This window comes from Polaribacter sp. PL03, from assembly GCF_033875165.1.
Lineage (GTDB): Bacteria > Bacteroidota > Bacteroidia > Flavobacteriales > Flavobacteriaceae > Polaribacter.
The window spans coordinates 165320-180136 of record NZ_JAWZSV010000007.1; the positions used below are offsets into that span (position 1 = coordinate 165320).

Consider the following 14817-nt stretch of genomic DNA (forward strand, 5'->3'; position numbering starts at 1 on the left):
TATTATTGTCTAAATTCATCTTCTTCATTAGTCTCTATTCCTAAAGCTTCATGAACGTATTTAAATGTAGATAGTAATTCTGGTTTACCATTTAAGATAGCAATATCATGCTCAAAATGTGCAGATGGCTTACCGTCTAAAGTTGTAATAGTCCAACCATCTGAATGTTGTTTTATTTTATGAGTACCTAAATTTGTCATTGGTTCTATAGCTACAACCATTCCTTCAACAAACTTTTTGCCTCTTCCTCTTTTACCGTAATTTGGCATTTCAGGATCTTCGTGCATTTCTCTACCTAAACCATGGCCTACAAGTTCTCTAACAACGCCGTAACCGTGATCTTCTGTAAATTTCTGAATTGCAAAACCAACGTCTCCAACTCTATTACCAGCTTTAAATTCACGAATACCAACATATAAACTTTCTCTAGTAACGTCTAAAAGTTTTCTAGTTTCAATATTAATTTCACCAACAGCAAATGTGTAAGCATGATCACCGTAAAAACCATTTTTCTTAGCACCACAATCTATCGAAATAATATCTCCTTCTTTTAAAGGTTCTGTATTAGGAATACCATGTACTACTTGAGAATTAGGACTCATACATAACGTATTAGGAAAGTCATACAAACCTAAAAAACCAGGTATTGCGCCTTCAGATCTAATAAATTCTTCTGCTAATTTATCTAAATATAAAGTTGAAACTCCAGGTTTTACTTCTTTTGCAAGCATACCTAATGTTTTAGAAACGATTAAAGCACTTTCGCGCATTAGTTCTATTTCTTCTTTGTTTTTAATAATTATCATGTTAAAAAAAATTGAACAGCAAAGTTAGTATAATTTAAGGAAAAAGTACGCTGAATTAGCTATTTGAAAAAAGAGAAAAATCCTTTTTTTCTTTTAGGTTCTGGTTCGTAGTTAAAAATTTGTTTATAAACTTCTGTCCAGCCAATAAAACCACCAACATTTCTATCGTCTATAAATAAATCTGCGTTTATTTTTCTACTGTATTTTGGGTCGAAATCTTCTTCAGGAAAACTTTTGTTTACAGCATAAAACTCGATGCCATTCTCTTTACAAAAAGCCACTGCTTCTTCTAATCTTGATCCACATCTGTAAGTCCAAAGTATTAATCTATAACCTTCGCCTTGAAGTTTTCTTAAGGTCTCGAAAGCAAAAAGCTGCGTTTTCCCAATTTTAGGATATGCATCTTCTACTATTGTACCATCAAAATCTACAGCAATAAGTAAATTGTTGCTAATCATTTTATTTACTTTTATCGTAAGAGTGTTTATAAGCTTTACCAGAAACAATTTTTAGCATATCTTTTTCTAAAGTTTCTCTAGCATATTCTACAAAACGACCAATTTCTTTACCTTTTTTATAAAAAATAAAGGTTGGTACTCTTTTTATGTCTAGACCTTCTTGTAAATTGTCTGGTGTTTTTTTAGAACGGTTTACTGTAACTAACGTTAAGTCTTTAAGATTAAAATTAGTTAATTCTAAAATTTTATAAAAATGAGGTGTTTCTCTTTTACTATCTCCACACCAAGTTCCCATAAAACCTTTAATTGTAACACCTTTTAGTTCCTTTTTAAGAGAGGTAATTGTTGCTTCGTCTGGTTTGTATGTATCAAAATTTTGAGTAAACCAAGAGTTGTACGGTGCTTGATTAAATGATTCTTTATTAGCAAAACCAACTAAATCTCCTTGCTTGTTTTTAGTAGCAGTTATTTCTTGTTGTGCACTGCAAGATGTTAGCATAACTGTAAATAGTAATAAAAAATAGTATTTCATTTTCTGATTTTTTATGTTTATAATAACGAATGTTGTGTCATTTCTTTTGGTTGTTCAACTCCCATTAAATCTAAAATAGTTGGTGCAATATCGCCTAAAACACCACTTTGTATCGATTTTATTTCATTATCAATTAAGATAAAAGGAACTGGGTTTGTTGTGTGTGCTGTGTGAGGAGAACCATCAGGATTCATCATAGTTTCACAATTACCATGATCTGCAATTAATAAAGTAGAATATCCGTTTTTTAAACTAGTTTCAATTACTTTTTTTGCACAAATATCTACTGTTTCACAAGCTTTAATAGCAGCTTCCATAATACCTGTATGACCAACCATATCTCCGTTTGCAAAATTTAAACAAACAAAATCTGCTTCACCTTTTTCTAAATCTTCACACAAAGCATCCGTTAATTCATAAGCACTCATTTCTGGTTGCAAATCATAAGTTGCTACTTTTGGTGAATTTCTTAAAATTCTAGATTCTCCTTCAAATGGTGCTTCTTGACCTCCAGAAAAGAAAAAAGTAACATGAGGATATTTCTCTGTTTCTGCAATTCTAATTTGTTTTTTACCGGCTTTAGAAAGCACTTCTCCTAAAGTGTTTTTAATATTATCAGTATTATAAATTACATTAATTCCTTTAAAACTTTCGTCATATAAAGTGATTGTTGTAAAATATAAATCTAATTTTTTCATTCCAAATTCTGGAAAATCATTTTGAGACAATGCATTAGTTAATTCTCTTCCTCTATCTGTTCTGTAGTTAAAAAACAACACAACATCTCCTTCTTTTATTTGTGCTTTAGGAGTTCCGTCTGCATTGGTTGCAATAATAGATTTATGAAATTCATCTGTAATTCCATCCTCATAATTTGCGTTCATTTTAGCAATAAGATCTGTAGTTTTAGTACCAACACCATTTACAATACCATCATATGCTTCTTTTACGCGTTCCCATCTATTATCTCTGTCCATTGCATAATAACGCCCAGTAACAGAAGCAATTTCTCCTGTACTTTCTTTCATGTATTCTTGCACCTCATTTATAAAAAATGTACCAGATTTAGGATCACAATCTCTACCATCTGTAAATGCATGTAAATACACATTGTTAACTTCATTTTCTTTAGCTACATCTAAAATCCCTTTTAAATGATCTATGTGAGCATGAATACCACCATTAGAAACCAAACCTAATAAATGAACATCTTTATTATTTTCTTTGGCATATTTTAAAGTATCTAATAATACTTTTTCTTTGCCTAAAGTTTTCTCTTTAACTGCCTTATTAATTCTAGCTAAGTTTTGGTATACAATTCTACCAGCACCTAAATTCATATGACCAACTTCAGAATTACCCATTTGCCCTTCTGGTAAACCAACATGTAAACCATCTGTTCTTAATTCTGCATGCGGGTATTTGTCATACAAACCGTTAATAAAAGGTGTTTTTGCGTTGTAAATTGCAGATACTTTTGGGTCTTGTGTAATTCCCCAACCATCTAAAATCATTAAGATTACTTTCTTCTTCATTTTCTAAAATTGAACAGTAAAAATAAGAAAGTTTTTTGTCTTAACCTTACAATTTTACGAAACCGATAGCGTAATGTTAATATCTACAGTTTTAATAGTTGTCTAGGTTTATAATGTAAAAAAGAATAGCCAATGCAATTAAAATTAGCCCAACTTTCTTAAAGAAACTAACCGTATTTTCTCTTTCAATTTTTTCTCGAAGTTTTTTTAAGTCCTTTTTTGTTGCTTTATTAGGGAAGAATAGTTCTGTTTTTTTATTCTTTTTTATGTTTTTTATTTTATCAAAGATAGAAACACGTGCTCTTTTATTAGCTTTTAGGCTAGCAATCATGTGTGCAATAAAACCTTCTCCGGGCATAATATAGATATTAAGAGTTATTTATAAGTAGTTCTAAATGCATAAATGTTACAATAGTTATTTAACAAAGATTAAATTAAGAATTATTAATTTAATGCGTAATTTTGTAAGAATAATTCAATATTTAGAAGAATATGCAGTTTCAATTGAATGATGTCACAAAAAAACTACCAAAACATTTACATAAGTTTGTAGTAAAACAGCCTTATGAAGAGTATACAGCACAAAACCAAGCTGTATGGCGTTATGTAATGAGAATTAATGTTGATTACTTAAGTAAAGTGGCACATAATTCTTACATAAAAGGACTTGTTAAAACGGGTATTTCAACAGAGGGTATTCCTCATATGGTTGGTATGAATCGTATTTTAAAAGATATTGGTTGGGCAGCAGTTTCTGTAGATGGCTTTATTCCGCCAAATGCATTTATGGAGTTTCAAGCCTATAATGTATTGGTAATTGCATCCGATATGAGAACAATAAATCATATAGAATACACACCAGCACCAGATATTATTCATGAAGCTGCAGGTCATGCGCCAATTATTGCAAACCCAGAATACGCAGAGTATTTAAGGCGTTTTGGTGAAATTGGATGTAAAGCAATTTCTTCTGCAAAAGATTTTGAAATGTATGAAGCAATTCGTCTTTTATCAATTTTAAAAGAAGATCCTAATTCAATTGAAGAAGAAGTAAGTAAAGCAGAAGATGCTGTAACTTATTTGCAAGAGAATATGGGGGAATTGTCTGAAATGGCACAAATAAGAAATTTACATTGGTGGACTGTAGAATATGGTTTAATTGGTACTTTAGAAAACCCTAAAATATACGGTGCAGGTTTACTTTCTTCTATAGGAGAAAGTGCTTGGTGCATGAAAGAGGAAGTTAAAAAAGCAGCATATTCGATTGAGACAGCAGACATTAATTTCGATATTACAAAACCACAACCTCAATTATTTGTAACGCCTAATTTTGCACATCTAAGTTTAGTCTTAGAGCAGTTTGCAAATAAAATGGCAATTAGAAAAGGTGGTTTAAAAGGAATAGAAAAATTAATTAATTCTAAGAATTTAGGAACTATTGAGTTAAGCACAGGTATACAGATTTCTGGAGTTTTTACAAATGTAATTGCAGATGAAAATAATAAACCTATTTATTTTCAAACAGATGGTTTTACAGCTTTGTCAAATAGAGATAAAGAATTAATTGGTCATGGTATAGAAAGTCATAAAACAGGCTTTGGTAGTCCTATTGGTAAGTTGAAGGGTATTAATATTCCTATAGAAAACATGAGTCCTAGAGATTTAGATGCTTACCAAATTAACGAAGGGAAAAGAATTGTTTTAGAATTTGAAGGAGGCGTTAAAGTTGAAGGAGACGTTATTACAGGAACCAGAGATTTGCGAGGAAAAATATTATTAATTTCTTTCGAAAACTGTACTGTAACTTATAAAGAAACGGTTTTATTTAAACCAGAATGGGGTATTTATGACATGGCAGTTGGTAAAGATGTAGTATCTGCATTTTCTGGTGCTGCAGACATTAATTCTTTCGAAGATAAAAGTGAAGTTTCTAAAACAAAAACCCATAAAATAAAATATTCTAATAAGCAGAAAGAATTGTATTCTTTATACGAATCTGTAAGAAGTATGCGAGAAGAGAATATAGTTTCTGAAGAAAATCTAACAATTATTTTTAATCAGTTGAAAAAAGATTTTTCGAATGATTGGTTATTGAGTTTAGAAATTTATGAACTAGCTTTGCAACATCATTTTGTTATACAAGAAGAAGTTAATTCTTATTTGTTAGTTCTGCAAAAAAAAGAGACTTATAAAAAGTTAATAGAAAACGGATTAAATTTATTAAAAGTCGAACAATCAGAAATATAAGAATATGGGATTATTTGACATTTTTAAGAAAAAAAATATGAGTACAGAAATAAAAGAATATTTAGCAAAAGAGGCGGTAATTTTAGATGTTAGAACTTTAGATGAATGGAATGAAGGCCATATCGAAGGATCTAAGCATATAGTTTTAAATTTAATACCGTTAGAAGTAGAACAAATTAAATCTTGGAACAAACCTGTAATTGCAGTTTGTAGAAGTGGAGGTAGAAGTGGGCAAGCAGCTCAGTTTTTAGCTCAAAACGGTATAGATGTAATTAATGGAGGTCCTTGGGGAAATGTTGCCAAAGAATTATAGTAACTAACTATAGGTACCAAAACCTTTTCTTCTTCGCCTACGTAGCTTTTTGTATACATTAAAAGAGTGTGTTAGTTTTTTAGTTACAGCTAAAACACCACCTAACATGGCACCTACAAATGCACCCATAGTTATTGCGTCTAAATCATGACCAATAATTATGTGCTTTAAGAAGAAAATAATAATTCCTATTAATATCGATACAAAAAATACTTGTAATTTAGATTTCGAAAAGTGACTATATATACCACATAAAATCCCTGTAATTATTGATGTTGCAGTGATTTTTGTTAAAAACAACTCTAATAAATTACTTGTGTCTGGTAGAATAATTGCAGTAACAAATACACCAACAAAAGAACCTGAAACGATACCTGTAAGAATTTTTTTAATCATTTTTATGCAGTAATTAGTACTATCATTTAAAGATACAAAATAAAATCCTTTGTTAGATTAAAATTCTTTTTCGGTTGTATTTTAAAACGAAATAAAAGGATGTTTTACTAAAAGTTCTTCTTTCTTAAGTGTTAGTTTTCTTAAAAATTTTTGATGTTGTTCTGAATTTTCATTAAAAGGTCTATGTGTTAGCCCTTTTTGAATGGTTTCTATTTCTTGCATTGTAACTTTAGATTCTTCAGAAAACCAAGTTGAAATAAATTTGTTCCAAATATAATTAATGGCAGTTTTATTTGGATGAATCATATCTTCATTATAAAAACGATAATCTCTTAATTCATCCATTAAGATTTCATAAGAAGGGAAATAATAAGTGTTTTTTTTAGGATTTACAATATTATGAATTCCTGCAATTAAATGAGATTTACTTCTGGTGTTTTCTACAAAACCGTCTTTTATATGTCTAACAGGAGAAACTGTAAATAGAATAGAAATGTCTTTATTAACAGATTTTATAAGCGTAGAAATTACGTCTAAAGTTTCAGAAACTTCATCAACAGTTAAAAGCTCTTTTAAGAATTTTTTTTGAGGAATTTTATGGCAGTTTGCAACAATTGCATCTGTTTCTATAAAACGATACACCCAAGAAGTACCAAGAGTAATAATTATATGTGTTGCTTTTTCTAAATGCCTTTTTGTTTGGTCTAAAGCAGTATTTAAGCTGTCTAAAAGTTCATTTTTGTTATTAGAGCTTAAATTAGAATGTGCATCAAAACAATGCCAGCGTTCATTGTTAAAAGTTAAATCTTTGTTGGTATAACTTTCTTGGTTAATTGCTTTTATTATTAACTTTTCTATTGCTTTCGGTTGAAATAAAATACCAAACGGATTCTGATTCGATTGAAATTTAAAATAAGATAGTTTGTTACCTATATTATCTGAAAAACAAGAACCTAATAAAAGTATCTTAGATTGATAATTTATTAGGTTATTTGTCTGTTTTTTTAAAGGTATAATTGTTTGTAATTTCATTCTAAACTAAATATTCTGAAGCTTTTTCTAAAGCTTTAGGAATTCCTCCAGGATTTTTTCCACCAGCAGTTGCAAAGAAGTTTTGTCCACCACCACCACCGTGAATTAGTTTACCTAGTTCTCTTACTACTTTACCAGCGTCATAACCACGTTCATTAGCTAATTCTTTAGAAATGTAACAAGTTAGCATTGCTTTGTCGTTAGAAGGCGCAGTAGCAAATAATAAAAATAAATTTTTGTAATCTTTCCCTAAGCTAAAGGCTAAGTTTTTAATTCCGTTTGCATCTAAATCTACTTTGGTCGCTAAGAAGTGAACTCCATTAACCTCTTGTAATTGATTTTTAATTTCACCAGATAAATTCTGAGCTTTCTCTTTTAAAAGTTGCTCAATTTGTTTCTGTAAAGAAGCATTTTCATCTTGTAATTTCTGAACTGCTTTTACAGGCTCTTTTGCGTTATTTAATAAATCTTTAATTTCGAATAATGTTTTATTATTATCAAAATAAAAATCTTTAACAGCATCATTTGTAATCGCTTCAATTCTTCTAATACCAGATGCAACTGCACCTTCAGATTTTATTTTGAAGTGCCAAATATCACCTGTATTTTTTACGTGTGTTCCACCACATAATTCTACAGACTTACCAAATTTAATTGCTCTAACTGTATCGCCATATTTTTCACCAAATAGAGCCATTGCACCATCGTCAATAGCTTCTTGCATTGGTATGTTTCTCTTTTCAATTAAAGGTAGTTTACCAGAAATACGAGCGTTTACAAAATCTTCTACATCACGTAATTCTTCTACAGTTAATTTAGAAAAATGAGAAAAATCGAAACGTAGATATTTAGAATGAACAGCAGAACCTTTTTGTTCTACATGCGTTCCTAAAACCTCTCTTAAAGCTTGGTGTAATAAATGCGTTGCAGTGTGGTTACATTCTGTTCTGTAACGTTGCTTTTCATCTACAACTGCTTTAAAGCTTTCGTTTATATGCTTTGGTAGGTTTTTTGTAAAATGAATTATTACATTGTTTTCTTTCTTAGTATCTAGAATATAAACTACATCTCCATGAGTATCTTCTAGGTAACCTTTGTCTCCAACTTGTCCACCACCTTCAGGGTAAAAAGGTGTTAAGTTAAAAACTAATTGATACATTTCTCCGTCTTTTTTAGACGTTACTTTTCTGTATCTAGTTAGTTTTACATTTGTATCTAAAGTATCGTAACCAATAAACTCTTCAACTGCATCATCAACTAAAACAGTCCAATCTTCGGTAGAGCTTTCACTTGCAGCTCTAGATCTATTTTTTTGTTTTTGAAGTTCTTCTTGAAATCCTTTTTCGTCTAAAGTATATCCTTTCTCAGATAAAATTAACGCTGTTAAATCCACCGGAAAACCAAAAGTATCATATAATTCGAAAACTTTTTCACCAGAAATTTCTTTAGAGTTAGAAGACGAAATAATAGCATCTAATAAAACTAAACCTTTGTCTAGTGTTCTTAAGAAAGAAGCTTCTTCTTCTCTAATTACATTTTCTATTAACTGTTTTTGTGCTTTTAATTCAGGAAAAGCATCGCTCATTTTTTTACTTAAAACGTCTACTAATCTGTAAATGAAAGGTTCTTTTTTATCTAAAAATGTAAACCCATATCTTATTGCTCTTCTTAATATTCTACGAATTACATAACCAGTACCTGTGTTGCTTGGTAATTGGCCTTCTGCAATAGAAAAAGCAACTGTTCTTAAATGATCGGATATTACACGGGTTGCAATATCTTGTTTCTCATTAGAACCATATTTTGTATTTGTTATTGTGCCAATTTCACTAATAATAGGCTTAAAAACATCTGTATCGTAATTAGATTGTACATTTTGTAAAACCATACATAGACGTTCAAAACCCATTCCTGTATCTATATGTTTGTTTGGTAAGTCTTCTAAAGTTCCGTTTGCTTTTCTATTGAATTGCATAAAAACTAAATTCCAAATTTCTACAACATGTGGGTGGTCTTCATTAATTAAAGTTCTACCATCTACTTTTGCTTTTTCTTCTGCAGAACGAATATCTACATGAATTTCAGAACAAGGTCCGCAAGGTCCTTGCTCTCCCATTTCCCAAAAGTTATCCTTTTTATTACCTTTTAAAATTCTATCTTCAGCAATAAATTGTTTCCACAAATCATATGCTTCAGTATCCATTTTTAGGTTGTCTTCATCATCAGAACCTTCAAAAACGGTTACATATAAAATGTCTTTATCTATTTTGTAAACTTCGGTTAATAATTCCCAAGCCCAAGCAATTGCTTCTTTTTTAAAGTAATCTCCAAAAGACCAGTTTCCCAACATCTCAAATAAAGTATGATGATATGTATCGTAACCAACCTCTTCTAAATCGTTGTGTTTACCAGAAACACGCAAACATTTTTGCGAATCTGAGATTCTACTATTTTTTGGAGTTCCGTTTCCTAAAAAATACTCTTTAAAAGGGGCCATTCCAGAATTTACAAACATTAAAGTTGGGTCATCTTTGGTAACCATAGGAGCAGAAGGCACAATTAAATGCGATTTTTCCTTAAAAAAGTTTAAAAACGTAGCACGAATATCTTGAGATTTCATAGAGAAAAAGGTTTCCAACAAGTTGGATTATGTTAATATATCTTTAAAAAAACCACTTTAAAAAAGCAGTTGTAAAACATTTTGTAAATTAGCGAGTTATTAAAAACGAGATTTATATAAAAATCGATTTTAAGAAAACAAAAATAGTACATTTACAATTATGGCAAAAGTAAAATATTATTACGATGCAGATACACTTTCTTACAGAAAAATTGCTGTAAAGAAAAGTGATTATTATAAGAAAACCGTTTTTGGTTCTTTAGCTATTCTATTGATCGCGTTCATAGGTTTTATCGTTTTTAGTCAGTTTATTATGTCGCCAAATGAAAGAGCGGTAAATAGAGAGAATGAAAACTTGCAATTAAATTTAGAATTATTATCTAAAAGAATAGAAGAAAGTTCTACTGTTTTATCGCAATTACAAGAAAGAGATAACAACATCTATAGAATGTATTTTGAAGCAAACCCAATACCAAATGAACAAAGAAAAGCAGGTTTTGGTGGTGTAAATAGATACAAAAGTTTAGAAGGTTATGACAATTCTAAGATGATTACAGAACTTACCAAAAATGTAGATATTTTGTCTAAGCAATTGGTAGTGCAATCTAAATCTTTAGATGAAATTGTAATTTTAGCTAAAGAGAAAGAAAAAATGTTAGCTGCAATTCCTGCTGTATTACCAGTAAAAATTGCAGATTTAACAAGAATGGCTTCTGGGTATAAATGGAGAATGCATCCTATTTTAAAAATTAGAAAGTTTCATAAAGGAATGGATTTTACTGCACCTGTTGGAACACCTATTTACGCTTCTGGTAATGGAGAAGTAATTCGATCTGAAAGAAGTGCAACATTTGGTAACGTTGTTTACATAGACCACGGTTATGGTTACAAAACTATTTATGCACACATGAGCAAGATTAAGGCAAAACGTGGGCAAAAAGTAAAACGTGGCGATTTAATTGGTTATGTTGGTAATACAGGAAGATCTGTTTCTGCACACTTACATTACGAAGTTCATAAAAATGATAGAGCTCTAAATCCTATTAATTTTTATTATGGCGATTTAACACCAGAAGAATTTGCAGCTATGCAAAAGGCCTCTGAAGAAGAAGGGCAATCTTATGATTAACCATTAATTAGAAGTTGTGGTTAATTTTTATTTAGTTGAATGTTGAAATGAATATTGAAGAAAAATGCATGTAGATTTACCAGAAAAACGTTATTATAAAATTGGTGAAGTTGCCAAGGCTTTTAATGTAAATACCTCTTTAATTCGTTTTTGGGAAAAGGAATTTGATATTATCAAGCCTAAAAAAAATGCCAAAGGAAATCGTCTTTTTACTGCAGATGATATTGTAAATTTTAAATTAATTTTCTCTTTAGTAAAAGAAAGAGGCTTTACTTTAGAAGGTGCAAAACAAAAACTTAAGAAAAACCCAGATTCTACAATTTATAATCATCAAATAATTAGTAGGCTAGAAGCTGTAAAAGCAGAATTGGTTAAAATTAAAAATCAATTGTAACACATTTTACTTTTGTGTGTCTAACTTTTAGATAATGCAAACAACTACTTTAGATTCTAAAGAATATTAGGTAAATTTGTTAAAATCAAAAAATAAATCAACAAAAAACTTTAAAAATAGAAATTATGAAAAAATGGTTAATTCCTGTAATTGTAATATTGGTAATTGTATTCGGAGTTTATAAATGGGGAGTAGGTTTTAATAATGAAGCAGTTATTTTACAAGAAGATGCAAAAACAACTTGGTCTAATGTCGAAAGTTCTTATCAACGTAGAAACGATTTAATTGGTAATTTAGTAAAAACAGTACAAGGAGCAGCAGATTTTGAAAAAGAAACATTAACAGCAGTTATTGAAGCAAGAGCAAAGGCAACTTCTGTAAATATTAATGCGGGAGATTTAACACCTGATAAAATGGCTCAGTTTCAACAAGCGCAAGCAGGTATGACTGGAGCATTGTCTAAATTATTAGTGTCTGTAGAACGTTATCCAGTATTAAAAGCAAACGCTAACTTTTTAGAATTACAAAGTCAGTTAGAAGGTACAGAAAATAGAATTAATGTTGCAAGAGATCGTTTTAACAGTGGTGTCAATAATTATAACAAGCATATAAAAGTTTTTCCAAATTCTGTTTTAGCAGGTTGGTTTAATTTTGAAGAAATGGGGCGTTATAAAGCAGATGCTGGTTCTGAAAATGCACCAGATGTAAATTTCAATTTCAAAAAATAATATAATGACTAAAGTAGAAGAATTTCTTACTCCAGTAGAAGAAAAAGAAATTATTTCTGCGATTAGAATTGCAGAGAAAAATACTTCTGGCGAAATACGAATTCATATTGAAACTTCTTCAAAAACAGCTCATTATGAACGTGCGTTAGAAGTATTTCAACTCTTAAAAATGGACAATACAAAAGACGCAAATGCTGTTTTAATTTATGTCGCTGTAAAAGATAAGAAATTTGTTATTTATGGTGATAAAGGGATTAATAATGTTGTTGAAAAAAACTTCTGGGACACTACAAAAGAAGTAATTCAAAATCATTTTAAAAACGGAAATTTCAAACAAGGTATCGTAGATGGAATTTTAAAAGCTGGTGAAGAATTACAAAGTCACTTTCCTTGGCAAACAGATGATGAAGACGAACTTTCTAATGAAATCTCTAAAGGATGATATTATTTTGTAAGCAGTATTTAGTTGGCAGTTTTAAGTTAGCAAGTTTGTGTAAAAAGTTGCTTTTTTCTTTTGCTTTAATATGTTCATTAAATCTTTTTTCTCAAGGTTTTGAAATTCCTGAAAAGCCGAAATTTATTCCTGCACTAGTAGATAGTATTAATTTGTTAGATAAATATCAATTTGATAAATTATCTAGAAAATTAGAAGTTTATAGTGATTCTACTTCAACTGAGATTTTTGTTGCAATTATTAACAGTACTAAAGGAGAAGATATTGCTTATTTAGCAACAAATTGGGGGCATAAGTGGGAAATTGGTCAAAAAGGTAAAGACAATGGAGTAATAATTGTACTGGCTAAAAAAGATAAGAAAATTACAATTCAATCTGGTTATGGTGTAGAGCACCTTTTGACAGATTTTATGTCACGTAGAATTATTGAAAGAGAAATAACACCAGCATTTAAAAACGGAAATTTTTACGAAGGTTTAGATAAAGGAATAGATGCTATTTTTCAAGTTTTAAAAGGAGAGTATAAAGGAGATGAAAAATCAAAAACACAAGGTTTCGATCCTGGAATTATTTTATTTATCATCATTATTATCATCTTTTTTATTGTTATTTCTAAAGGAAATAAAAATAATAGAGGTGGAGGTAATCGTCATAGAAGAGGTTCTTTAGCAGATACTATTTTCGACACCATTATTTTAAGTAATGCTGGTAGAGGTGGAGGAAGTTTTGGTGGCGGATTTGGTTCTTCTGGTGGAGGTTCATCTGGAGGTGGTTTTGGCGGCTTTGGTGGCGGAGGTGGTTTTGGAGGTGGAGGAGCTTCTGGAGGTTGGTAAAACCAATTCTAACTTTTTCAAAAATTTAAAAAGCAAAAGATTAAAAACATAAAATAGACTCTTCAGTTTTATAAAACTGAAGAGTCTAAAACATTAAAATAATTAGTAATGATCAAGAAAATAGTAATAATTTTCAGTTTTTTATTATGTATTAGTTGTCAGAATTTTGGACAATTAAAATTAGTAGCAGATTTACCTAAAGACTTAGAAGAGGTTTCTGGGACAGAGATAGTACCTAAATCTAATTTAATTTGGATGGTAAATGATAGCGGAAATAAACCAACTCTATTTGGTTTAAATGAAAAAGGAAAAATTATAAAAGAGATTTATATTAAAGCTAAAAACCACGATTGGGAAGATTTGACTTCTGATGAAAAAGGAACTATTTATATTGGCGATTTTGGTAATAATGTTAGTAAAAGAAAGAATTTATCGATTATAATTGTCGAGCAAAATGAGTTGGATGAGAAAAATGCAGAGGTAGATGAAATTGAATTTGAATATCCAAATCAGACAAAATTCCCACCTAAAAAGAAGAATTTGTATTTCGATGCAGAGTCTTTTTTTTACTTTAATAATGCCCTTTATATTTTTACTAAAAGTAGAGTGAAAGAAAATTACGGTAAAACTACTTTGTATAAGATTCCTGCTAAAAAAGGAAAGTATATTGCAGAAATTGTAGATGAATTTGAAAACTGTACAGACATAGAATGTTGGATAACATCTGCAGATATTTCTCCTAATGGAAAAAAAGTGGTGTTACTTTCTCAAAATAAAGTATTAATTTTTACAGATTTTATAGGGGATAAATTCCTTTCAGGAAAAGTAGAAACAATAGATTTAACACACCGTTCTCAAAAAGAGAGTATCACATTTAAAGATAACAATACATTGCTAATTTCTGATGAAAAAGCGCATGGAACTGGTGGTAACTTATATGAGTTAAAGATTTAAATAAAAGATAGTAGACTGTATTTGTAAATTATTAATAGCCAACCTAAAGCTAGAAATAATCCTCCTAAAGGTGTAATAGGTCCTAGAAATTTTAGTTTCTTGTTATTTGCAGATGAAATTACCAAACCATAAATTGAAAACGAAAATAGGATAACTCCAATTATAAAGGAGTAAATTATATAATTATCAATACTGAGTTGGTTGTTTAATTGAAACCCTAAAACAAGAAGAACAATTGCATGGTACATTTGATATTTAACTCCTGTTTCAAAACTTTGTAGTAGTTCTGGTGTTAGTTTTTTCTTTAATAAATGTGCGCCAAAAGCACCTAAAATAATTGCTAAAAAACCAAAAATAGCACCAAGTATAATTGCAGAATAATTCAT

General features: G+C 29.9%; 17 protein-coding genes. 8 read left to right on the forward strand and 9 right to left on the reverse strand.

What is annotated here, in order from left to right:
* Positions 1–2 precede the first annotated feature (2 nt).
* From map to SHK09_RS14600, 5 genes are all read right to left on the reverse strand, one after another.
* Complete coding sequence (gene map / locus SHK09_RS14580; protein ID WP_319811521.1) at positions 3–806, reverse strand: type I methionyl aminopeptidase; 804 nt, start codon at positions 804–806, stop codon at positions 3–5.
* Positions 807–865: 59 nt separating this feature from the next.
* Positions 866–1264: a BT0820 family HAD-type phosphatase gene (locus SHK09_RS14585; protein ID WP_319811522.1), complete on the reverse strand. Its 399-nt coding sequence runs from the start codon at positions 1262–1264 to the stop codon at positions 866–868.
* A gap of 1 nt (position 1265) precedes the next feature.
* On the reverse strand, positions 1266–1796 hold the full coding sequence (locus SHK09_RS14590) for a thioredoxin family protein (protein ID WP_319811523.1): 531 nt from the start codon (positions 1794–1796) through the stop codon (positions 1266–1268).
* Positions 1797–1813: 17 nt separating this feature from the next.
* On the reverse strand, positions 1814–3331 hold the full coding sequence (gene gpmI / locus SHK09_RS14595) for a 2,3-bisphosphoglycerate-independent phosphoglycerate mutase (RefSeq protein WP_319811524.1): 1518 nt from the start codon (positions 3329–3331) through the stop codon (positions 1814–1816).
* Positions 3332–3422: 91 nt separating this feature from the next.
* Positions 3423–3689 (reverse strand): hypothetical protein, encoded by a 267-nt coding sequence (locus tag SHK09_RS14600; protein ID WP_319811525.1) that lies wholly within the window; start codon positions 3687–3689, stop codon positions 3423–3425.
* A 134-nt stretch (positions 3690–3823) separates the two neighbouring features.
* Between SHK09_RS14600 and SHK09_RS14605 the strand changes: the two genes are divergently transcribed.
* Together SHK09_RS14605 and SHK09_RS14610 are read left to right on the forward strand one after the other, a co-directional pair.
* Positions 3824–5578, forward strand: coding sequence for an aromatic amino acid hydroxylase (locus SHK09_RS14605; protein ID WP_319811526.1), 1755 nt, complete (start codon positions 3824–3826; stop codon positions 5576–5578).
* Positions 5579–5615: 37 nt separating this feature from the next.
* The gene (locus tag SHK09_RS14610; protein ID WP_319811527.1) at positions 5616–5891 is read left to right on the forward strand and encodes a rhodanese-like domain-containing protein; all 276 of its coding nucleotides are present in this window, start codon (positions 5616–5618) and stop codon (positions 5889–5891) included.
* A 3-nt stretch (positions 5892–5894) separates the two neighbouring features.
* Here the strand turns inward: SHK09_RS14610 and SHK09_RS14615 are convergent, their stop codons facing one another.
* The 3 genes from SHK09_RS14615 to alaS form a co-directional block, all read right to left on the reverse strand.
* Positions 5895–6287, reverse strand: coding sequence for a hypothetical protein (locus SHK09_RS14615; RefSeq protein ID WP_319811528.1), 393 nt, complete (start codon positions 6285–6287; stop codon positions 5895–5897).
* Between the two features lie 81 nt (positions 6288–6368).
* Positions 6369–7319: a GSCFA domain-containing protein gene (locus SHK09_RS14620; RefSeq protein WP_319811529.1), complete on the reverse strand. Its 951-nt coding sequence runs from the start codon at positions 7317–7319 to the stop codon at positions 6369–6371.
* A gap of 1 nt (position 7320) precedes the next feature.
* The gene (alaS, locus tag SHK09_RS14625; RefSeq protein ID WP_319811530.1) at positions 7321–9939 is read right to left on the reverse strand and encodes an alanine--tRNA ligase; all 2619 of its coding nucleotides are present in this window, start codon (positions 9937–9939) and stop codon (positions 7321–7323) included.
* A 160-nt stretch (positions 9940–10099) separates the two neighbouring features.
* Between alaS and SHK09_RS14630 the strand changes: the two genes are divergently transcribed.
* From SHK09_RS14630 to SHK09_RS14655, 6 genes are all read left to right on the forward strand, one after another.
* Positions 10100–11068 carry a M23 family metallopeptidase gene (locus SHK09_RS14630; RefSeq protein ID WP_319811531.1) on the forward strand — a complete coding sequence of 323 codons (969 nt, stop codon included), beginning with the start codon at positions 10100–10102 and terminating at the stop codon, positions 11066–11068.
* Positions 11069–11132: 64 nt separating this feature from the next.
* Positions 11133–11462, forward strand: a complete 330-nt coding sequence (locus SHK09_RS14635; RefSeq protein WP_319811532.1) for a MerR family transcriptional regulator — start codon at positions 11133–11135, stop codon at positions 11460–11462.
* 125 nt (positions 11463–11587) lie between these two features.
* A complete protein-coding gene (locus tag SHK09_RS14640; RefSeq protein ID WP_319811533.1) occupies positions 11588–12190 on the forward strand; it encodes a LemA family protein in 603 nt (200 codons plus the stop codon).
* A gap of 4 nt (positions 12191–12194) precedes the next feature.
* A complete protein-coding gene (locus tag SHK09_RS14645) occupies positions 12195–12632 on the forward strand; it encodes a TPM domain-containing protein (RefSeq protein WP_319811534.1) in 438 nt (145 codons plus the stop codon).
* Positions 12629–13477, forward strand: a complete 849-nt coding sequence (locus SHK09_RS14650) for a TPM domain-containing protein (protein ID WP_319811535.1) — start codon at positions 12629–12631, stop codon at positions 13475–13477. The genes SHK09_RS14645 and SHK09_RS14650 overlap by 4 nt, the downstream gene beginning before the upstream one ends.
* 108 nt (positions 13478–13585) lie before the next feature.
* On the forward strand, positions 13586–14431 hold the full coding sequence (locus tag SHK09_RS14655) for a hypothetical protein (RefSeq protein ID WP_319811536.1): 846 nt from the start codon (positions 13586–13588) through the stop codon (positions 14429–14431).
* On the opposite strand, the gene SHK09_RS14660 is transcribed toward SHK09_RS14655, so the two are convergent.
* On the reverse strand, positions 14428–14817 hold the full coding sequence (locus tag SHK09_RS14660; protein ID WP_319811537.1) for a DUF423 domain-containing protein: 390 nt from the start codon (positions 14815–14817) through the stop codon (positions 14428–14430). The genes SHK09_RS14655 and SHK09_RS14660 overlap by 4 nt on opposite strands.